This is a genomic window from Ectobacillus polymachus (genome assembly GCF_048159605.1).
Taxonomy (GTDB): Bacteria; Bacillota; Bacilli; order Bacillales; family Bacillaceae_G; genus Ectobacillus; species Ectobacillus polymachus.
In genome coordinates this window covers 1,556,540-1,577,040 of sequence record NZ_JBLREB010000001.1, presented here as the reverse complement: position 1 = coordinate 1,577,040, position 20,501 = coordinate 1,556,540, and the positions used below count along the sequence as shown (strand labels likewise).

The following is a 20,501-nucleotide window of genomic DNA, read 5'->3' as shown; positions in this document are numbered from 1 at the left end:
AATTAAATGATGAAGCCAATGGCTGAATGTGGGTAAGGAGCGAGGAGAGTGAAAAATGAAGTTTGACCATTTTCGTAAGCTATTAGGTACATTTCTCCTTGTTTCGCTTCTCGTAATTGGGTTTTGCAAACCTGTTCGAGAATTTATTGCAATGCCGCAGCAAGTTGTTCTGTTCGAAGGACAACAGTCACAAGTAGTATCTAGTCCTGTGTTCCAAGCAATGTCCACGAATCCATCCATTTTTACAATAAATGCAAATCAGAAGGATCAGTCAGTTGCTGCCCATGAAAGCGGAGAAGCAAAAATGGTTTTACAACTGGCTGGAGTACCTGTTAAACAGGTAAATGTTAGAGTGCTTAAGGATTTTAAAGTGATCCCTGGTGGTCAATCCATTGGCGTAAAATTGAATGCAAAAGGTGTACTTGTCGTAGGGCACCACCTTGTGGAAACGGAAACAGGTAAAATTTCACCTGGTGAAACAGCTGGCATTAAAGTGGGAGATATGATTACAGAAATTAATGGAAAAGGAATAGAACGTATGAACGACGTTGCACCGTTTATTCAAAATAGCGGAAAAACGGGCGAATCACTTGATATTGTAGTTCTTCGAGATAGCAAATACCTTCATACCAAATTGTTACCAGTAAAAAGCAAACAAGATCCTTTCTACCGCATTGGGCTTTACATTCGTGATTCTGCAGCCGGTATCGGGACGATGACATTTTTTCATCCTGATAGCATGAAATATGGTGCATTAGGTCATGTTATTTCAGATAACGATACGAAAAAACCCATTGAAGTGGAAAATGGTCAAATCGTTAGATCAACCGTTACCTCGATTCAACGAGGAAGTAACGGAGATCCGGGAGAAAAGCTAGCAAGATTTTCCCCTGATCGTGAAGTAATCGGGACAATCACGACAAATAGCCCATTTGGGATTTTTGGAAAGCTGCGTGAACCAGTGAAAAACGACATTTTGGATGGAGCACTTCCTATTGCACTTTCCAACCAAGTGAAAGAAGGACCAGCTAAAATTTTCACTGTCATTGATAAGGATAAGGTAGAGGCCTTCGATGTTGAAATCGTAAGCAGTGTTCCGCAAAAATTTCCAGCGACAAAAGGAATCGTCGTAAAGATTACCGATAAGCGATTGCTTGAAAAAACTGGTGGTATTGTACAAGGAATGAGTGGTAGTCCAATTATTCAAGATGGTAAATTAATCGGGGCAGTTACACATGTTTTTGTTAATGATCCAACATCTGGATATGGTGTTCATATCGAATGGATGCTACAAGAAGCAGGAATAAATATATACGAGGAATATAAAAAAGCAAGCTGATTTTAGCTTGCTTTTTTTCGTAATCAATTTTCCTTTTAATTGTTGTATAATATAGATATTACCATGCGATGTGTTGTAAACAGCTAAAAAAGTGACGAAATAATTAGAATAAATTGGGAGAAAACAAGAAAGTGATAGAAAAGAAGAAGTTTTGACCACTTTTTAGTAAATTAAGTAAATATTAAAAGGATATAAGAAGCAATTGTCGAAAACTTCATTCATATACTTTTCGGTTTTTTTCTTTGATGAAAGCTTATTGGGATAAGGGAGGAAAAATTAGTGGAGAAGATTAAAGTTTGTCTAGCGGATGACAATAAAGAACTTGTATCCATGCTAGAAGATTATGTATCGGCACAAGATGATATGGAGGTAATTGGGGTTGCTTACAATGGGCAAGAATGTTTGCATTTACTTCAAGATAAAAGTCCAGACGTTCTTGTTCTAGATATTATTATGCCGCATCTAGATGGATTAGCGGTATTGGAGAAGTTACGTATGATGGATAAACAGCAGCCAAATGTTATTATGCTAACAGCATTTGGGCAAGAAGATGTTACGAAAAAGGCAGTAGATCTTGGTGCATCCTATTTTGTATTAAAACCTTTCGATATGGAGAACTTAACCAGTCATATTCGTCAAGTTAGCGGGAAACCAAGTGCTGTAGTAAAACGACCTATTCCTACATATCGCTCTAGCTCTTCTACTGATGGAAAGCCGAAGAATTTAGATGCAAGTATAACCAGTATTATACATGAAATTGGAGTTCCAGCACATATTAAAGGATATATGTATTTACGAGAAGCGATTTCGATGGTCTATAATGATATAGAGCTTCTTGGCTCTATAACTAAGGTTTTGTATCCGGATATTGCAAAAAAATATAACACAACGGCAAGCCGAGTTGAGCGTGCCATTCGCCATGCTATTGAAGTAGCGTGGAGTCGTGGAAATATCGAATCCATTTCCTCTTTGTTTGGTTATACAGTATCGATGTCAAAGGCAAAGCCAACAAACTCAGAATTTATAGCCATGGTTGCTGATAAGCTAAGGCTTGAACATAAGGCTTCTTGAACGAACTAAGTAACTTGGTTTACGAAACATAATATTTTCATTACAGGAGGGAATACAAAACGGGAGATGACTCCCCTTTGTATTGCCTCCTTTTTCTTATCCTTTTTAAATAAAGATAGTATAAAGAAAAAAGGATTAGAAGGAATAATTTCCCCCTCAATCCTTTTTTATTATAAAATATGTCTGTTTTTCTTTATTTATCTTGCTTTTCAAGCTGTGCAAGCTTTTGAATAAGAATATGTTGCGGCATATGCATAATTTGCTCAAGTGGCATCTTAAGCGCTTTAGACAACTTTATGGCAGTTTCTGGTGTGATTTGTAATGGACGCAAAAGTGTGCTCCCCCCTTTATCCCGCTTTAACGGGCAGTAATACCCCCACTTTTAAGGCTTAGAGAAATCGGAAAAGGCTAAGTGGGGGATAACTGCCCGTAAAAGTCCGATTGGTTCAACTAACCCTCGGTGGGGATGAGAAAAAACCCCCACCGAGGGAAGTTTCACTGTATTTGACTAGTATAACATAGAGATTGAAATAAGGGACTTGATAAGTAAACAAGTGTAAAATCCCGATAAAATAACAACGTATACAAATAAAATTATACATATTTGCTTAGAAAATGTACTTGTATTCTTTCAGGAATACGTGTATAAATTAAATTATGACCAAGTACTAAAATCAGGTTTTATGAAAAGGTCTTGTTAACAGGTACGAATACAGAATTAAGTGAACATTACCTCTCTTTTCGAAAGCGTGATTGCACTTTATTTCTTTTTTTATCTCGATATAAAATGAATCCGCCGAAGAGATACATTCCAACTCCAAAGAGAAAAGCACCAAGTAAGAACTGTATAGAAAGAGAAGGAACGGGAGAATTAAGGATTGCAAAGACAGTATCCCTCATGAATTTAATTCCTATTACAGCCATTACAATGGGAAGCAGAGCTAGCAATAAAGCGATGATACGATTCATAGGAATCCTCCCTTTCTAATTGCTATATAGAAAATCATCATACAATTATCCAGGATTTGTCAAGTAGATGTTGATTGATGTTGGAAAGGAGTTGGAATGGGTGAAGCTAAACGCGCTGCTTATAGGGGCGAATCAGGATGGCTGCACCTTACTGCGTTTGTTGTATACATTAACAAGCATAACAGTAGTAGCCATAATTGATGGTAAGGATGATGCACCTGGTATTCAATTAGCAAAACAATATGGTATGAAAACGAGTTATGACGGTATGCAAGATGAAATCGATGTCATCTTCTATACAACCAATGATTATAGTCTTTTGAACAGGAAGGGAATGACAAAACCGCTTGTTATTCCAACAGAAGTTACGAAGATCATCATCTCACTTCTTCTAGAAAAGGATGCTCTCCTATTACATTTAAATGAGCAAATACAGCAAAACGAATTTATTTTTCATTCCATACACGAGGGAATGATTGTAGTAGATGAGAATGCTGTCGTTACGCTTTTTAATAAAAGTGCAGAAGAGATTACGGGATATAAAAATGAAGAGGTTTTAGGAAAGCAGATTCAAACCCTTATTCCAAATAGCAGGCTACCTTACATTCTTCGCACAAAACAAACAGAGATTCATCGAGAAGTAGTATTAGAAAATGGGAAGAAAGTCATTTCAACTCGCATTCCGATGCTAAGTAGAGAAGGTAAGGTAAGAGGAGCTATCTCAGTTTTTTCAGATATTACGGAAATGGTCATGCTAAGCGAAGAAATAACAAACTTAAAAGATATTGAAACGCTATTACATGCAATTATTCATTCTTCTGAGGAAGCTATTTCTGTTGTTGATGAAAATGGTATTGGAATATTAATAAATCCTGCCTATACGAAAATAACAGGCTTTACGCAAGAGGATGTAATTGGAAAGCCGGCAACTGCAGATATTGCCGAAGGGGAAAGCATTCATATGAAAGTATTGCAATCTCGTCGCCCATTTCGAAGAGTTCGTATGAAAGTTGGACAAACAAAGCGAGATGTCATAGTAAATGTAGCTCCTGTTATTGTTGGTGGAATCTTGAAAGGAAGCGTTGGTATCATTCACGATGTTTCAGAAATTCAAGAACTAACGAATGAATTAAAGCAAGCACGACAAATCATTCGTACACTAGAAGCGAAATATTCGTTTGAGGATATTGTAGGCATCTCGGAAGAAATGACAATTGCTGTTACGCAAGCTAAGCTTGCCGCAAATACTCCAGTAACCGTTCTTCTTCGCGGAGAATCTGGGACGGGAAAGGAACTATTCGCCCATGCAATCCATAACAGCAGTTCACGGAAATATAATAAGTTTATTCGGGTGAATTGTGCTGCTCTATCTGAATCACTGTTAGAAAGTGAATTATTTGGGTATGAAGACGGGGCTTTTTCAGGTGCAAGGCGCGGCGGAAAACGTGGTTTTTTCGAGGAGGCAAATAACGGCAGCCTTTTCCTCGATGAAATAGGAGAAATGCCAGTCGGCACACAGGCAAAGCTATTACGAGTACTGCAGGAAAAGGAAATTGTTCGAGTAGGGGGAACAAAGCCAATTCCCATTGATGTTCGCGTTATTGCAGCAACAAATACAAATTTAGAAAAGGCTATTACCGATGGAGTATTTCGGGAAGACTTATACTATCGCTTGAATAAAATACCAATTTTCATTCCGGCGTTACGGCAGCGAAAAAGTGATATTCCTCTACTTGCATCATGGCTCCTTCAAAAAATAAATATAGATTATGGACGAAGCATAGAAGGAATTACGGATGCAGCTCTTGCATATTTGCAGCAGTACCATTGGCCAGGAAATGTCAGGGAGCTTGAAAATGTTTTAGGACGTGCTGTTATATTTATGAAGAACAATGAATCACTCCTTGATTTACAGCATCTACCTTCTATACTATCGTCAAAATTTAAACAAGTAAACACAATAGATTATGATAGCCAGGCATCCCTTGATCAAATGGTTATACGATTTGAGGGAAATGTTCTTACGCAATATTTGGAAAAGTTTCATGGCAATAAAACAAAAACAGCGCAAGCGTTAGGAATTTCAGTACGAAGTTTATACAACAAGCTTGAAAAATACGAACGTGCAAAAAAATTCACGCAATAATTTTCATACTATGAAAATTATTGCGTGGTTTTTAGTGAGATATCTACGCATGTCGTGTAATAGATGGGGAACAAGATACGATAAATATGGCATAAGTTTTGCATGATACATAAGTGAGGGACGAAGAGAATGAACCATTCAAAGATGACATTAAATATGCTTATTGAGAAAGCAGTTAAACAATCAAAAAAGACAATTGCTGTTGCAGCAGCAGATGATGAAGAAGTTATGCTTGCTATCGCCGAAGCAATTAAGGCTGATCTTGCAAACTTTCATTTATATGGAAACGCAGAAACAATCTCTATTATGATGAAAAAATACAATTTGACTTCGAATGATCAAATTAAAGTCTATGATGCGGTGGGCGCAGATGCTGCACGATTAGCAGTGCAAGCAGTCAGTAGTGGGAATGCGGACATTGTTATGAAAGGAAATATAAGTACGGCCATTATTTTAAAAGCTGTACTTAATAAAGAGTACGGGTTACGTACAGGCAATGTGTTATCTCATGTAGCAGTATTTGAAGTTCCTAATTATAACCGCTTAATTACAGTAACAGATGCAGCTATGAATATTGCACCTGATTTAGAGGGGAAAACAGCTATTTTGAAAAATGCTGTCCACGTTGTGAGAGCAATTGGAATAGAAAAGCCGAAAGTGGCACCACTTGCTGCTGTAGAGCTCGTGAATCCCGCTATGCAAGCAACTGTAGATGCTGCTCTTTTAACACAAATGAACCGTCGTGGTCAAATCAAAGACTGTATTGTGGATGGGCCGCTTGCTTTCGATAATGCTGTTTCTAGTATTGCTGCTGCGCATAAAGGAATTGTTAGTGAGGTAGCAGGCGAAGCAGATATTTTACTCGTCCCTGATATTGAAGCAGGTAACATTCTCTATAAATCGCTTGTATATTTTGCTAATGCAAAAGTAGGTGCAATCGTTGCAGGAGCGAAAGCACCAATTGTATTAACATCACGTGCCGATACGGCTGAGGCGAAATTATATTCTCTTGCTTTAGCTGTAGCAACTGCATAATGCAGCAACATCGAAAGGGGAGTACGTATGGAACTATTTAAAAATATGGAATTTTATGATTACGAACAATTATTGTTTTGCCAAGATAAAGAGTCAGGACTAAAAGCTATTGTTGCGATTCATGATACAACGTTAGGTCCAGCTCTAGGAGGAACAAGAATGTGGACGTACGATTCTGAAGAAGCTGCTATTGAGGATGCATTGCGTCTTTCTAGAGGTATGACCTATAAAAATGCAGCAGCAGGATTGAATCTCGGTGGTGGGAAGACGGTTATTATCGGAGATCCGCGTAAAGATAAAAATGAGGCTATGTTCCGAGCTTTTGGTCGTTTTATTCAAGGCTTAAATGGCCGCTATATTACAGCTGAGGATGTTGGTACGACTGTTGCTGACATGGATATTATTCATGAAGAAACGGATTTTGTTACTGGCATTTCACCGTCCTTTGGTTCCTCGGGAAATCCATCACCGGTTACTGCTTTTGGTGTGTATCGCGGTATGAAAGCGGCAGCAAAAGAGGCGTTCGGAAGCGATAGCTTAGCGGGCAAAGTAATTGCTGTGCAAGGAGTAGGCAACGTTGCTTACAATCTATGTAAGCATTTGTACGCAGAAGGCGCCAAACTTATTGTAACGGATATTCATAAGGAGTCTGTACAATCTGCGGTAGAGGAATTTCAAGCTACTGCTATTGAACCGAATGAGATATACAGCGTACCGTGTGATATATTCTCTCCATGTGCACTTGGAGGCATTATTAATGATGTAACGATTCCTCAATTAAAAGCAAAGGTGATTGCAGGTGCTGCCAATAACCAATTAAGAGAAGCGCGGCATGGAGAAGTGATTCATAATATGGGCATTGTATATGCACCTGATTATGTTATTAATGCAGGTGGCGTAATCAATGTAGCTGACGAATTGTACGGCTATAATCGAGAACGTGCGCTAAATAAAGTAGAAGGAATCTATCAAACACTTGCGAAAGTAATTGAGATTTCAAAACGGGATAGCATTCCAACTTACCTAGCAGCGGACCGCCTTGCAGAAGAACGAATTCAAAGAATGAAACAATCTAGAAGCACCTTTTTACAAAATGGTCATCACATTTTAAGTAGAAGATAAAGAAGATGGATGGATCCATCTTGCTACAGTTTACGGAGGGAAGAATATTGTCTAGTTTTCGCATACTTGCTATTAATCCAGGGAGTACATCTACAAAAATTGGGGTTTTTGAAGATGAACAAGAAATGTTTATTGAAACAATTCGTCATAAAGAAGAAGAGATTGCTGCATTTGACCACATTTTCGATGAATATGAATTTCGGAAAAATACAATTTTAGAAGTGCTTGATTTCCATGGTGTGAATGTATCAAAGCTTAGTGCTGTTTGCGGCCGAGGTGGGTTAATTCGTTCTGTTGAGGGAGGAACCTACGAAGTAAATGAAGCGATGCTTAAGGATTTACGAGAAGGGTATAATGGATTTCATGCTTCTAATTTAGGAGGAGTACTTGCACACGAAATAGCTTCTTCCTTGAATATCCCAGCTTTCATCGTAGACCCTGTTGTAGTGGATGAAATGGATGATATCGCTCGGATTAGTGGTGCAGTTGGCCTAGAGCGTAGAAGTATATTTCATGCACTTAACCAAAAGGCAGTTGCGAGACTAGTTGCAAAAAAGCTTGGTAAAAAATATGAAGAATTAAATATGATTGTCGCTCATTTAGGCGGGGGAATTACTGTAGGCGTACACCGCGGTGGTAGAGTAGTTGATGTGAACGATGCCTTTTATGGAGAAGGTCCATTTACGCCAGAAAGAGCAGGCAGTGTCCCAGCTGGACAGTTAATAGATCTTTGTTTCTCAGGTAAATATACTCGAGAAGAAGTAATGAAAAAAATGGTTGGGCAGGCAGGATTGGCAGCTCTCCTTGGCACAAAAGATGCAGGAAAAATAGAAAAAATGATTGAAGCAGGAGACGAGCATGCTCGTTTAATATATAGTGCAATGGCCTATCAAGTTGCAAAAGAAATTGGAGCAGATAGCGCAGTATTATTTGGAAAAGTAGACGTGATTGTTCTAACGGGTGGATTATCCTATAGCAAAATGCTAGTTGAGGAAATTATAGAACGAGTCCAGTGGATTGCAGATGTTTATGTGGAACCGGGAGAAAACGAATTACAAGCATTATCGCAAGGCACATTACGTGTACTACGTGGTGAAGAGAAGAAAAAAGAGTATATAGTTCATTCTTGACAAGGAGGCTGTAACATGGCAACGGAATATGATCTTGTCATTATCGGGGGCGGCACAGGAGGATACGTAGCTGCTATTCGTGCCAGTCAACTAGGTTTAAAAACTGCAATTGTGGAAAGTAATAAGCTAGGTGGAACGTGTCTACACGCAGGATGTATTCCAAGCAAGGCTTTACTTCGTAGTGCAGAGGTATATGCTACTGTAAAGAAAAGTGAAGTATTTGGTGTGAAAGCTAGCAATATAGCACTTGATTTTTCAGCAGTACAAGAGCGTAAAAACATCATTATCGAGCAGCTACATCAGGGTGTTACACAGCTGATAAAAAAAGGGAAAATTGATATATATAAAGGAAATGGCTGTATACTTGGTCCGTCTATTTTTTCTCCGTTACCTGGAACGGTTTCTGTTGAAATGAATAATGGTGAAGGAAACGAAATGCTTATTCCGAAACATGTCATCATCGCAACGGGCTCTCGTCCTAAACTGTTACCTGGCCTTATGGTTGATGGAGAGTATGTTTTAACATCGGATCATGCTCTGCAATTGAAAGAGCTGCCTTCCTCTATCATTATTATTGGCGGGGGTGTAATTGGGGTAGAGTGGGCGTCAATGCTAGCTGATTTTGATGTACATGTAACAATTATTGAGTATGATAATCGTTTGCTCCCTCTTGAGGATGAAGAGATATCGAAGGAGATAGAACGCCTGCTAAAGAAAAAGGGTGTTACTGTCGTTACGAAAGCGAAAGTATTAGGTGATTCTATCGTGCGAGGGGATGGGGTATCTATTCAAGTGGAGCAAAATGGAGAAAGAAAAGAAATAAAATCAGATAAAATCTTACTATCTATCGGACGTCAGGCAAATATAGAGAACCTTGGTCTTACGAATACTGATATTGTCATTCAAAACGGATGTATTGAAACTAATGAATATTATCAAACGAAAGAGTCTCATATTTATGCGATTGGTGATGTAATCGGAGGATTGCAACTTGCACATGTAGCCTCGCATGAAGGAATCGTCGCTGTTGAACATATAGCAGGTAAGGATCCAAGTCCACTTCAGTATGATTTCATTTCAAAATGCATATACAGTAATCCAGAAGTAGCCTCTGTTGGATTAACAGAACGCGCTGCTAAGGAACGTGGCTATCGGGTGAAAATTGGGAAATTTCCATTTCGAGCAATTGGCAAAGCACTCGTATATGGAGAAGAAGATGGTTTTGTAAAGTTAGTTGTAGATGAAGAAACGGAAGATTTACTTGGGTGTCATATGATTGGACCGCATGTCACGGATATGATTTCAGAGGCGGGATTAGCGAAGCTGTTAGATGCTACTCCATGGGAAATAGCAAAAACCATTCATCCTCATCCATCATTATCTGAAGCGCTTGGAGAAGCAGCTTTAGCAGTAGATAGCAAGGCACTTCACTTATAAAGTGAAACTTCCTTAAGGTAGGAGGTCTTACTTTCCTTAAATAACGGGATAAAACAAGAGAAGTTAATGTTCCTTCATTGCAATTCGTTTCATTAAAGGAGGAGATAGAAATGACAGAAGAAACAAGAAATCGTCACCATGAGCTTGGATTATCTGATTCCCTAGTATTAGATATGTACCGCATGATGGTACAAACACGTAAAATTGATGAACGAATGTGGTTATTAAATCGCGCAGGGAAGATTCCATTTGTTGTTTCGTGTCAAGGACAAGAAGCTACCCAGGTTGGAGCAGCTTTTGCTTTGGATCCTGAACAAGATTATGTACTGCCGTACTATCGTGATATGGGAGTTGTTCTTCGCTTCGGAATGACGGCAAAGGAGCTTATGCTATCTGCATTTGCAAAAGCAGAGGATCCCAATTCAGGTGGTCGTCAAATGCCAGGACATTTCGGTTATAAGAAAAAGCATATTGTCACCGGTTCCTCTCCTGTAACAACGCAGGTTCCTCATGCAGTTGGAATCGCACTTGCAGGACGATTGGATGGTAAGCAGTTCGTTTCTTTCGTAACATTTGGCGAAGGATCTTCGAATCAAGGAGATTTTCATGAAGGCGCCAATTTTGCTGCTGTTCATAAGCTTCCTGTTATTTTTATGTGTGAAAATAATCAATATGCCATTTCGGTACCGGTTGAAAAGCAACTAGCTTGCAAACATGTGTCTGATCGTGCCATAGGATACGGAATGCCGGGGGTTACGGTGGATGGAAATGACCCGCTCGCAGTTTATAAAGCTGTGAAAGAAGCGGCTGAACGCGGTCAAAACGGTGAGGGGCCAACATTAATCGAAGCGATTTCCTATCGTTTAACACCACATTCGAGTGACGATGATGATCGTACGTATCGTTCAAATGAAGAAGTTGAAGAAGCGAAAAGTAAGGATCCGCTTTTCACATTTGCACAATATTTAATAAATGTTGGTGTTTTAACAGAAGAAGGCAAAGAACAGATTGAACACGATGTGATGAAGCTTGTCAATGAAGCGACCGAATATGCAGAACAAGCTCCGTATGCAGAGCCAGAATCGGCACTAAAGTATGTATATGCTGAGGATGAATAAAGGAGGAGATCTTGATGGCTGTTATGTCGTATATTGATGCTATAACACTAGCAATGCGTGAAGAAATGGAACGGGATCACAGAGTTTTTATTTTAGGTGAAGATGTTGGGCTAAAAGGAGGCGTCTTTAAGGCAACACAAGGATTGTACGAAACATTTGGGTCAGAGCGTGTTATGGATACGCCATTGGCGGAGTCTGCTATTGCTGGTGTAGCGATTGGTGCGGCCATGTACGGAATGCGTCCAATTGCAGAAATTCAGTTTGCAGATTTTATTATGCCTGCTGTAAATCAAATCGTCTCAGAAGCTGCAAAAATACGTTATCGAACGAATAATGATTGGAACTGTCCTATTACGATTCGCGCTCCGTTCGGTGGGGGCGTTCATGGAGCTTTATATCATTCTCAGTCGGTCGAAGCGCTTTTTGCAAATCAACCAGGACTTAAAATTGTAATTCCATCTACTCCTTACGATGCGAAGGGGTTATTAAAAGCGGCCATTCGTGATGAAGATCCTGTATTATTTTTTGAGCATAAGCGTGCTTATCGTTTATTGAAAGAAGATGTGCCTGAAGAAGAATATGTTCTTCCTATCGGCAAGGCTGACGTAAAACGAGAAGGAGAAGATATAACAGTTATCACATATGGTCTTTGCGTACATTTTGCATTACAGGCTGCTGAAAAAGTATTACAAGATGGAATATCTGTTCATATCCTTGATTTACGTACGATTTACCCACTTGATAAGGAAGCAATTATCGCAGCAGCTTCAAAAACAGGTAAGGTTCTACTCATTACAGAGGATACAAAAGAAGGCAGTGTTATGAGTGAGGTCGCGGCCATTATCGCAGAGTACTGTTTATTCGATTTAGATGCTCCTATTGCTCGTTTAGCTGGACCAGACACTCCAGCTATGCCATATGCGCCAACGATGGAGAAATTTTTCATGGTAAATCCAGATAAAATAGAAAAAGAAATGCGCAAATTAGCTGCATTTTAAGAAAGGAGGTAACATAGGTGGGCATAGAAAATATAATGATGCCGCAGCTAGGTGAAAGTGTAACAGAAGGTATGATTAGTAAATGGTTTGTGAAAAACGGAGATCATGTAAACAAATATGATCCTATCGCCGAAGTGATGACGGATAAAGTAAATGCAGAAATTCCTGCTTCATTTTCGGGCATTATTAGTGAGATCTTTACGAAAGAAGGCGACACAGTAGCTGTTGGTACTGTTATTTGTAAGATGACTGTAGAAGAAGTCGTAGAAACACCCCTAAAACAAGAGCAAGTCTCTATACAACCAACAAGGGCTGGGAATGCAGAGCATTCGCCTATGAAAGCAAGATATTCTCCTGCTGTTTTAAAGCTGGCACAGATGTATGATATTGATTTAACTACTGTTCATGGAACGGGTTTACAAGGTCGTATTACTCGTAAAGATATCCTACGTATTGTAGAATCTAATACGATTCATTCGGTGAACCAGGAACAAGATTATATCGCAGCAGAGCCAAGGAAAGAAAAAATAGAAACGAAACAAGTGGAAGAAAAGAGACCTACAGGGGATCTTGAGATTCCTGTGTCAGGTATACGGAAAACAATTGCTGCGAACATGGTGCGAAGTAAGCATGAAGCGCCGCATGCATGGATGATGGTTGAAGTAGATGTTACGAATCTAGTATCATTTCGTAATGGGATAAAGGATGAATTTAAAAAGCAGGAAGGATTTAATCTTACCTATTTTTCCTTTTTTGTAAAAGCAGTTGCGAAGGCATTAAAAGAATATCCACAAATGAATTCTATGTGGGCTGGCGACAAAATTATCCAGAAAAAAGACATTAACATTTCGATTGCAGTGGCTACAGAAACGGAGTTGTTCGTTCCCGTTATTAAGCATGCAGATGAGAAAACAATTAAAGGAATAGCTAGAGAAATAAGCGAATTAGCGTTAAAAGCAAAAAATAATAAATTACGTATCGATGATATGCAAGGTGGTACCTTTACAGTGAACAATACGGGAACCTTTGGATCGATTCAATCGATGGGTATAATTAATTATCCGCAAGCAGCGATTGTACAAATCGAATCCATCGTGAAGCGGCCAATCATTATGGATAATGGGTATATTGGTATCCGAGATATGGTTAATATTTGTTTATCATTGGATCATCGTATATTAGATGGCCTCATTTGCGGTCGATTTTTACAAAGGCTGAAGGAAATATTAGAAGGAATGTCGAAGGAAACAATCTCTATTTATTAAATCATGATGATGCAATAAGGATGTTAGTAAGTATTCTTACTGCATCTTTTTTTTGTATAACCTTCTCATCTCGGTACATATACAGAAGCGGAACGAACAACAATAGAAGAGAAGGGAGGGGGCGTCTATGCATCTATTTACACAAGCAGAGCATTTATATGTATATGAATGGATAGCACGAGCTATCATAGCGTATCTCTTTTTGCTATTTGTAGCGAAAATGATGGGGCAAAGAAGTGTAGCTCAGCTCCGCTTTTTGGATGTAATATTAATACTCCTTCTCGAAGGAAACTTATCGAATCCATTAACGGATGAAAGGGTTGATTTAACAGGAGCAATGGTTACCACCCTTGTGCTTATACTCCTGCATACTGCTAGTTCGATTATAAGTCTTCACGTGGAATGGTGGCGAAAATTTTTAGAACCTTCTCCCTTACTACTCGTTCATAATGGAGACGTGCAATGGAAAAATTTAAAACGAGCACGTATTTCTATTGACTTTTTATTGTCTGAGCTGCGCTTACATAACATTGAAGCGATTGAAAAGGTAGCAATTGCTCTTTGGGAACCGGGTGGAAAAATTTCATCTTTTCTAAAGACAGAATATACTCCGATTACGAAAGAAGATGGGCATATTCCTTCCACGCCATTATCTATGTTTCAAATTGTGATGAAGGATGGGAAAACTCGCAAGGATGCTCTTCTTTCGCTAGGAAAATCAGAGGAATGGCTAGTAGATCAAATAGGTAAGGAGAAGATTCCTATTATTTTACTTGCGATGGCAAATAGCCAAGGGGACCTTCGATTTATTTACAAAAAATAACAATAAAAACATATCTTTTTTCTGTCACATTTCATAAGCTATACTGGTTATACAAGGTATAGTGAAGATTATCACACATAAAGAAAAAAGAGAGGCTTGAAAAATGGGATATGTAGAAGAATTAAGAAAATTTGTTGGTCACCGCCCTCTTATTCTTGTTGGTGCAGTTGTGATTGTATTGGACGAAAAAGGGAATGTTTTATTACAACAACGTACAGAGCCTCACGGGAAGTGGGGACTTCTTGGCGGATTGATGGAGTTAGGCGAATCCCCGGAGGATACTGCTAGGCGTGAGGTAATGGAAGAAGCGGGAATACACGTTGTAAACCTTCAACTCATTGATGTGTTTTCAGGTAAAAATTACTTTGTAAAGTTGGCAAATGGAGATGAATTTCAGACTGTTACAGTTGCTTACTATACGAACGAGTTTCATGGAATACTGACAAATAATCATGAAGAAGGTCTTGCGCTAGCGTTTTTTTCACCTTCTGCATTGCCAGAATATATTGTTGGATCTCATAAAAAAATTATTGAATCTTATGTACAAAAACTGTCATGCTAACAATCAGTATGATAAATTATACCAATGAAATGAGGTTGTTTTACAATATTTTTGTAGAGCAGCTTTTTTTGTATATACTATTTCTTTTTTGTAGTGACATATTTTGAGGAAATTTGCTAATTTGATACATTATTTTCGAAATTGTCTTTGCGAGAATATTCATTTTGTACTAAACTAAATAATGTATAATAATTTAGAAAATTTCATTTTATTATCATTTGAATATAGTAAAGGGGGTCTACAGATGGAGAAAAAGACGTTTCAGGAGTTCAAAGGGGTATCATATGAACAATGGAAGCAACTCGCTGAAAAGACGCTAAAAGGGAAAGCGTTTGACAGCTTAATTCGACAAACGTATGATAATGTAATTCTGAAGCCTTTATACACGAAAGACGATGCTACTGCATGTAAGGAAGTAGCCGCTCTTTTGCTAACGAATAGCGGAGGCATTGCCCAGGAATTATTCGCTACTAATCCGCACCAAGCTAATGCTATCGTTGTAGACGCATTACAAAACGGGCAACAAGTACTGCATCTACTTGCAGATAAAGAAACGCTTCAAGGAAATGATTCGGTATCTGTTGAAAGACCTGGTATACCGCTTAGTTTTACTAAAGATTTTGAAAGCGTTTTTAATGGTGTAGCTACCGGAAAATATCCAGTTCTGTTGTATACGGGATATATTGCTTCTCCATTATTATCGATGTTTGTATCATATGCAAAGAAAAAAGAAATCCCACTTGATGTTCTTAAAGGCACGGTTGGAGCTGATCCACTTGGATATTTAGCAGAAGAAGGAGAGCTTGTTACATCTCTATCGGCTTGCTATGACGATATGGTTAAAACAATAAGATGGAGCCAAGATCATACACCTCAGCTACATACTATTTTTGTTCGTACCGATGCGTATCATAATGCGGGGGCAAATGCAGTACAAGAGTTGGCAATTGCATTTGCTACGGCTGTTGAATATATTCGTGCAGGAATAGAACGCGGTCTTCAAGCGAAGGATGTTATATCTAAGATTACATTTAGCTTCTCAGTAGGCTCTTACTTATTTACGGAAATCGCGAAGCTTCGTGCTTTTCGTGTAGTTTGGAGTAAAATTGCTGAGCAGTTTGGCGTTTCAAATGTAAAAAATGCTGTGCATGTGTCGACATCAAAACGTACAAAGACAGTATTTGATCCATATACCAATCTACTTCGTGCTACAACCGAAGCGTTTTCTGCTATTGTAGGAGGGGCAGATACACTTCATGTAAGTCCATTTGATGATGCGGCTGGTTTTGAGAATGAGAATGGAAAGCGTTTAGCTCGCAATATCCAACATATTTTACGTGAAGAAGCTCATCTTGAGAAGGTACTAGATCCTGCTAGAGGTTCATTCTATGTAGAAGAACTAACTCATGAAATCGCAAAGCAAGCGTGGGATCTATTTCGATCTATTGAGCAGCAAGGTGGCATGAGCACAGTTCTTCAAGATGGTTCATTACATGAAGAAATAGCCCAAGTAGCAAAACAGCGCCGTGCAAATGTATGTTCTTTAAAGCAAACAATCGTTGGTACAAATCGCTATGTAAATCTTTCAGAAGAAAAGCTTACAGGGGAAAGCAAGGAAGTATACAACCGAGCTGCAGAGGTAACATCGTTTAAAGAACAGCGAAAGGGAATGAACACACCTTCTTATCAAGAGGTAACAATAGAAGAATTAATTGTAGCATTTTCTGAAGGTAGCTCCCTTGGAGAAGTTACGGCTAATCAAGTGAAAAATGGGCTGCAAATTGCGGCGTTTCTTCCAATGCGTGACGCTGAACCATTTGAAGAATTGCGGAAAACGGCAGAACAGTTTTTAAGTCAAACGGGAAGAAGTCCAAGAGCGTTAGTTGTTGCGCTTGCTGCAGATGAAAACATGAAAACAATTGCGTCTACATTAAAATCATGTGGATTCGAAGTGGCATCTGTAGACTCATTACCAGGTGATATGGAAGAGGTTGAGGCTGTCTTCTTATATGACAATAAAGAATCACTTCTAACCTCGATTGCACAGCTTTCATCCGTAGGGAAAAAGCTCTATGTAATGGGGATGTATGAAAGAGAAGAAGGAGAAACTGTGTTAGCTTCCGGAGCAGATGGTTTGCTGCCGGATATGGGTAGCTTGCTGCCACTATTACATGAATTGTATAACGAGTTGGAGGTGACAGTATGAAGACACCAGACTTTTCAACATTAGAATATTCATCACTTTTTACAAATGAAGGTATAACAGAACCAAAAGCAGCTGTCGCTTATACATCTAATGAAAAAATAGATGTGAAAACAGTATATACAGAAGAAGATGTTCAATCACTAGATTATTTGGACTTTAAACCAGGGGTAGCTCCATACCATCGCGGACCTTATGCGCTAATGTACACGAATCGTCCATGGACGATTCGACAATATGCAGGCTTTTCAACAGCTGAGGAGAGTAATGCATTCTATAAACGAAATTTAGCAGCTGGGCAAAAGGGATTGTCTGTAGCATTTGACTTAGCTACTCATCGCGGCTATGATTCCGACCATCCTCGTGTTGTAGGTGATGTTGGGAAAGCAGGCGTAGCCATTGATTCCATTTTAGATATGAAAGTATTGTTTGACGGGATTCCACTCGATAAAATGTCAGTGTCCATGACAATGAACGGTGCCGTTCTTCCTGTTCTAGCATTTTATATCGTAACTGCCGAAGAACAAGGCGTAAAGCAAGAGCAATTAGCAGGTACCATTCAAAATGATATTTTAAAAGAGTATATGGTTCGTAACACATATATTTATCCACCAGAAACGTCGATGAAAATCATTGCTGACATTTTTGCATATACTTCTAAGCATATGCCGAAGTTTAATAGCATTAGTATTTCAGGCTATCATTTACAGGAAGCAGGGGCTCCTGCTGACCTAGAATTAGCTTATACACTTCTTAACGGGATTGAATATGTTCGTACGGGATTGAAAGCAGGACTAGAAGTGGATTCTTTTGCACCGCGTCTTTCCTTCTTCTGGGCTATCGGTATGAACTATTTTATGGAAGTAGCAAAAATGCGGGCAGGTCGTCTTCTATGGGCTAAGCTAATGAAGCAGTTTGATCCGCAAAATTCGAAATCGTCAGCACTTCGTACCCATTCACAAACATCAGGATGGAGTTTAACGGAGCAGGATCCATTTAATAACGTTGCACGTACATGTCTTGAAGCACTAGCAGCGGCAAGTGGTCATACCCAATCTCTTCATACGAATGCATTAGATGAAGCGATTGCCTTGCCAACGGATTTCTCAGCACGTATTGCTCGGAATACGCAGTTGTATTTACAAGACGAAACAAGAATTACAAATGTTATTGATCCTTGGGGTGGTTCTTATTACGTTGAATCTTTAACGAACGAATTGATGAACCGTGCATGGGAACACATTGAAGAAATTGAAAGTCTAGGCGGTATGACGAAGGCTATTGAAAAAGGTATACCAAAGCTTCGTATTGAAGAAGCAGCGGCAAGAAGACAAGCGCATATTGATTCAGGCGCAGAATTAATTGTTGGTGTAAATAAATATCGTCTTGATCATCAAGAGCCTCTTGAAATTTTAGATATTGATAATACAGCTGTATTGAAGAAGCAATTAGAGCGTTTAGACGAATTAAAACGTAACCGCGATGAAGTAAAAGTACAAGCAACGCTAGAGGCAATTACAAAAGCAGTGGAAACGGGTGACGGGAATTTACTAGCCCTTTCAATCGAAGCTGCCCGTGCTCGTGCATCACTTGGAGAAATTTCTAGCGCTATTGAGAAAGTTGCAGGTCGTCATAAGGCGGTGATTCAAACGGTTAGCGGTGTGTATCGTTCTGAATATAACAAACAAGATGAGATTGAACGAGTTCGTCAAAAAATTGATGCATTTGCAGAAAAAGAAGGCCGTCGTCCTCGTATTTTAATCGTTAAGCTTGGACAAGATGGTCACGATAGAGGAGCGAAAGTAGTTGCAACTGCCTATGCAGATCTTGGATTTGATGTAGATATGGGACCATTATTCCAAACGCCTGAAGAAGCAGCACGTCAAGCTGTGGAAAATGACGTACATTGTATTGGTATGAGTTCTCTTGCTGGCGGACATAAAACACTGCTTCCTCAGCTAGTGGAAGAATTACGAAAGCTAGGTCGTGAAGACATTGTCGTTATTGTTGGCGGTGTTATCCCTGTTCAGGATTACGAATTTTTATATGAAAACGGCGCAGCTGCTATTTTTGGACCAGGAACAGTGATTCCACAGGCAGCAGACGAGATTATGGATGAAATTGTACTTCGTATAGGCGAAGAAGAGGAATAAGTGATGAAGGAAGAGATGAAACGTCCAGAATGGGTACCGACTGACGGAGAAAACCAGGATGCTTTCGCAACTACAGTAATGAAAGGTACTTTGCAGCCTAAACGGCAAAAAAGAACTTTTCAAAAACGTACTGTATCTACAGAAGAACTTGTAGAGGGAGTGCGAAATAATAATCGCACTCTTCTTGCACAGGCAATTACTCTTGTAGAAAGCAATGCAGCAAAGCATCATCAGAAGGCACAAGAAATTATTCAACGTATCCTTCCCGATACAGGCAATTCCATTCGCATCGGAATAACAGGGGTACCAGGAGCAGGGAAAAGCACATTTATTGAGGCATTCGGAACCATGCTTTGCGAGAACAATCACAAGGTAGCAGTCCTTGCTGTAGATCCGAGCAGTACGTTAACGGGAGGAAGTATTCTCGGAGATAAAACACGAATGGAACGACTAGTCCAGCAAGAACATGCATTTGTTCGTCCATCACCTTCTGGCGGAGCATTAGGCGGTGTAAGCCGTAGAACGCGTGAAACCATGCTTTTGTGCGAGGCTGCCGGTTATGATGTAATTTTGGTCGAAACGGTCGGAGTCGGTCAAAGCGAAGGAATGGTTCGTGATATGGTTGACTTTTTCCTTTTGTTATCACTGACAGGAGCTGGGGATGAGCTACAAGGAATTAAACGCGGGATTCTGGAGCTTGCAGATGGAATTCTCATTAATAAAGCGGACGGGGACAACCGTGTACGTGCTCTGCAAACGGTCGGACTTTATTCTCAAATGTCACATCTTTTTCAACCGGCAACTGTTGGCTGGGAGGTACATGTAGGTACTTGTTCTGCTCTTTATTATGAAGGATTAGAAGATTTTTGGAATGAAATAAAACGATTTGAAACGGTAACAAAGAAATCTGGAATCTTCACAAATCGACGTAATAAGCAAAAACGACATTGGCTTTATTCATCGATTCGGGATGAATTGGAGCAACGCTTCTTCTCAAATCCTGCAATGAAGCAATTATTAAGTCGATACGAACATGATATTATGAACGGAACACAAACCGTTACGAAAGCCGTCATGCAATTAATGGAAAACTACGAAAACAAGTAGTTAATGTTGGAATTCCCCTATCA

Annotated in this window: 17 protein-coding genes; 15 read left to right on the top strand and 2 right to left on the bottom strand. The window is 39.3% G+C overall.

Annotation, left to right across the window (positions count from 1 at the left end):
* Positions 1-55: 55 nt before the first annotated feature.
* Complete coding sequence (spoIVB, locus tag ACM5BR_RS08075; protein WP_416827164.1) at positions 56-1,339, top strand: SpoIVB peptidase; 1,284 nt, start codon at positions 56-58, stop codon at positions 1,337-1,339.
* Positions 1,340-1,618: 279 nt separating this feature from the next.
* Positions 1,619-2,410 carry a sporulation transcription factor Spo0A gene (spo0A, locus tag ACM5BR_RS08070; RefSeq protein ID WP_416827163.1) on the top strand — a complete coding sequence of 264 codons (792 nt, stop codon included), beginning with the start codon at positions 1,619-1,621 and terminating at the stop codon, positions 2,408-2,410.
* A gap of 193 nt (positions 2,411-2,603) precedes the next feature.
* Here spo0A and ACM5BR_RS08065 read toward each other — a convergent pair whose 3' ends face one another.
* Together ACM5BR_RS08065 and ACM5BR_RS08060 are read right to left on the bottom strand one after the other, a co-directional pair.
* Entirely contained in the window at positions 2,604-2,741 is a 138-nt protein-coding gene (locus ACM5BR_RS08065) for a YycC family protein (RefSeq protein WP_416827162.1), read from the bottom strand.
* A gap of 398 nt (positions 2,742-3,139) precedes the next feature.
* Positions 3,140-3,379, bottom strand: a complete 240-nt coding sequence (locus tag ACM5BR_RS08060) for a DUF2627 domain-containing protein (protein WP_416827161.1) — start codon at positions 3,377-3,379, stop codon at positions 3,140-3,142.
* Positions 3,380-3,479: 100 nt separating this feature from the next.
* On the opposite strand from ACM5BR_RS08060, the gene ACM5BR_RS08055 reads away from it, so the two are divergent.
* The 13 genes from ACM5BR_RS08055 (at position 3,480) to meaB (ending at position 20,478) form a co-directional block, all read left to right on the top strand.
* Positions 3,480-5,525, top strand: coding sequence for a sigma 54-interacting transcriptional regulator (locus tag ACM5BR_RS08055; protein WP_416827160.1), 2,046 nt, complete (start codon positions 3,480-3,482; stop codon positions 5,523-5,525).
* 144 nt (positions 5,526-5,669) lie between these two features.
* Positions 5,670-6,560, top strand: coding sequence for a phosphate butyryltransferase (gene yqiS / locus ACM5BR_RS08050; protein WP_416827871.1), 891 nt, complete (start codon positions 5,670-5,672; stop codon positions 6,558-6,560).
* Positions 6,561-6,587: 27 nt separating this feature from the next.
* Positions 6,588-7,682: a branched-chain amino acid dehydrogenase gene (gene bcd / locus ACM5BR_RS08045; protein ID WP_416827159.1), complete on the top strand. Its 1,095-nt coding sequence runs from the start codon at positions 6,588-6,590 to the stop codon at positions 7,680-7,682.
* A gap of 47 nt (positions 7,683-7,729) precedes the next feature.
* Positions 7,730-8,812 (top strand): butyrate kinase, encoded by a 1,083-nt coding sequence (gene buk, locus ACM5BR_RS08040; protein WP_416827158.1) that lies wholly within the window; start codon positions 7,730-7,732, stop codon positions 8,810-8,812.
* A gap of 15 nt (positions 8,813-8,827) precedes the next feature.
* On the top strand, positions 8,828-10,249 hold the full coding sequence (gene lpdA, locus ACM5BR_RS08035; protein WP_416827157.1) for a dihydrolipoyl dehydrogenase: 1,422 nt from the start codon (positions 8,828-8,830) through the stop codon (positions 10,247-10,249).
* 110 nt (positions 10,250-10,359) lie between these two features.
* Positions 10,360-11,367, top strand: a complete 1,008-nt coding sequence (locus ACM5BR_RS08030) for a thiamine pyrophosphate-dependent dehydrogenase E1 component subunit alpha (RefSeq protein WP_416827156.1) — start codon at positions 10,360-10,362, stop codon at positions 11,365-11,367.
* Between the two features lie 14 nt (positions 11,368-11,381).
* On the top strand, positions 11,382-12,365 hold the full coding sequence (locus ACM5BR_RS08025; protein ID WP_416827155.1) for an alpha-ketoacid dehydrogenase subunit beta: 984 nt from the start codon (positions 11,382-11,384) through the stop codon (positions 12,363-12,365).
* Between the two features lie 17 nt (positions 12,366-12,382).
* Complete coding sequence (locus ACM5BR_RS08020) at positions 12,383-13,630, top strand: dihydrolipoamide acetyltransferase family protein (protein WP_416827154.1); 1,248 nt, start codon at positions 12,383-12,385, stop codon at positions 13,628-13,630.
* A 127-nt stretch (positions 13,631-13,757) separates the two neighbouring features.
* Positions 13,758-14,453: a DUF421 domain-containing protein gene (locus ACM5BR_RS08015; protein ID WP_416827153.1), complete on the top strand. Its 696-nt coding sequence runs from the start codon at positions 13,758-13,760 to the stop codon at positions 14,451-14,453.
* A gap of 103 nt (positions 14,454-14,556) precedes the next feature.
* The gene (locus tag ACM5BR_RS08010) at positions 14,557-15,015 is read left to right on the top strand and encodes an NUDIX hydrolase (protein ID WP_416827152.1); all 459 of its coding nucleotides are present in this window, start codon (positions 14,557-14,559) and stop codon (positions 15,013-15,015) included.
* Between the two features lie 244 nt (positions 15,016-15,259).
* On the top strand, positions 15,260-17,221 hold the full coding sequence (locus ACM5BR_RS08005; protein WP_416827151.1) for a methylmalonyl-CoA mutase subunit beta: 1,962 nt from the start codon (positions 15,260-15,262) through the stop codon (positions 17,219-17,221).
* Positions 17,218-19,371 carry a methylmalonyl-CoA mutase gene (scpA, locus tag ACM5BR_RS08000; RefSeq protein WP_416827150.1) on the top strand — a complete coding sequence of 718 codons (2,154 nt, stop codon included), beginning with the start codon at positions 17,218-17,220 and terminating at the stop codon, positions 19,369-19,371. The genes ACM5BR_RS08005 and scpA overlap by 4 nt, the downstream gene beginning before the upstream one ends.
* Complete coding sequence (gene meaB / locus ACM5BR_RS07995; protein WP_416827149.1) at positions 19,372-20,478, top strand: methylmalonyl Co-A mutase-associated GTPase MeaB; 1,107 nt, start codon at positions 19,372-19,374, stop codon at positions 20,476-20,478. It abuts the gene before it with no gap.
* The last annotated feature ends 23 nt before the right edge of the window (positions 20,479-20,501 follow it).

What these genes read in the sequence shown, in the direction of transcription:
- lpdA (WP_416827157.1), top strand. Translation starts at nt 8,828, where the DNA reads ATGGCAACGGAATATGATCTTGTCATTATCGGGGGCGGCACAGGAGGA.
- yqiS (WP_416827871.1), top strand. Translation starts at nt 5,670, where the DNA reads ATGACATTAAATATGCTTATTGAGAAAGCAGTTAAACAATCAAAAAAG.
- bcd (WP_416827159.1), top strand. Translation starts at nt 6,588, where the DNA reads ATGGAACTATTTAAAAATATGGAATTTTATGATTACGAACAATTATTG.
- scpA (WP_416827150.1), top strand. Translation starts at nt 17,218, where the DNA reads ATGAAGACACCAGACTTTTCAACATTAGAATATTCATCACTTTTTACA.
- ACM5BR_RS08005 (WP_416827151.1), top strand. Translation starts at nt 15,260, where the DNA reads ATGGAGAAAAAGACGTTTCAGGAGTTCAAAGGGGTATCATATGAACAA.
- ACM5BR_RS08060 (WP_416827161.1), bottom strand. Translation starts at nt 3,379, where the DNA reads ATGAATCGTATCATCGCTTTATTGCTAGCTCTGCTTCCCATTGTAATG.
- ACM5BR_RS08025 (WP_416827155.1), top strand. Translation starts at nt 11,382, where the DNA reads ATGGCTGTTATGTCGTATATTGATGCTATAACACTAGCAATGCGTGAA.
- ACM5BR_RS08030 (WP_416827156.1), top strand. Translation starts at nt 10,360, where the DNA reads ATGACAGAAGAAACAAGAAATCGTCACCATGAGCTTGGATTATCTGAT.
- spoIVB (WP_416827164.1), top strand. Translation starts at nt 56, where the DNA reads ATGAAGTTTGACCATTTTCGTAAGCTATTAGGTACATTTCTCCTTGTT.
- ACM5BR_RS08015 (WP_416827153.1), top strand. Translation starts at nt 13,758, where the DNA reads ATGCATCTATTTACACAAGCAGAGCATTTATATGTATATGAATGGATA.
- ACM5BR_RS08010 (WP_416827152.1), top strand. Translation starts at nt 14,557, where the DNA reads ATGGGATATGTAGAAGAATTAAGAAAATTTGTTGGTCACCGCCCTCTT.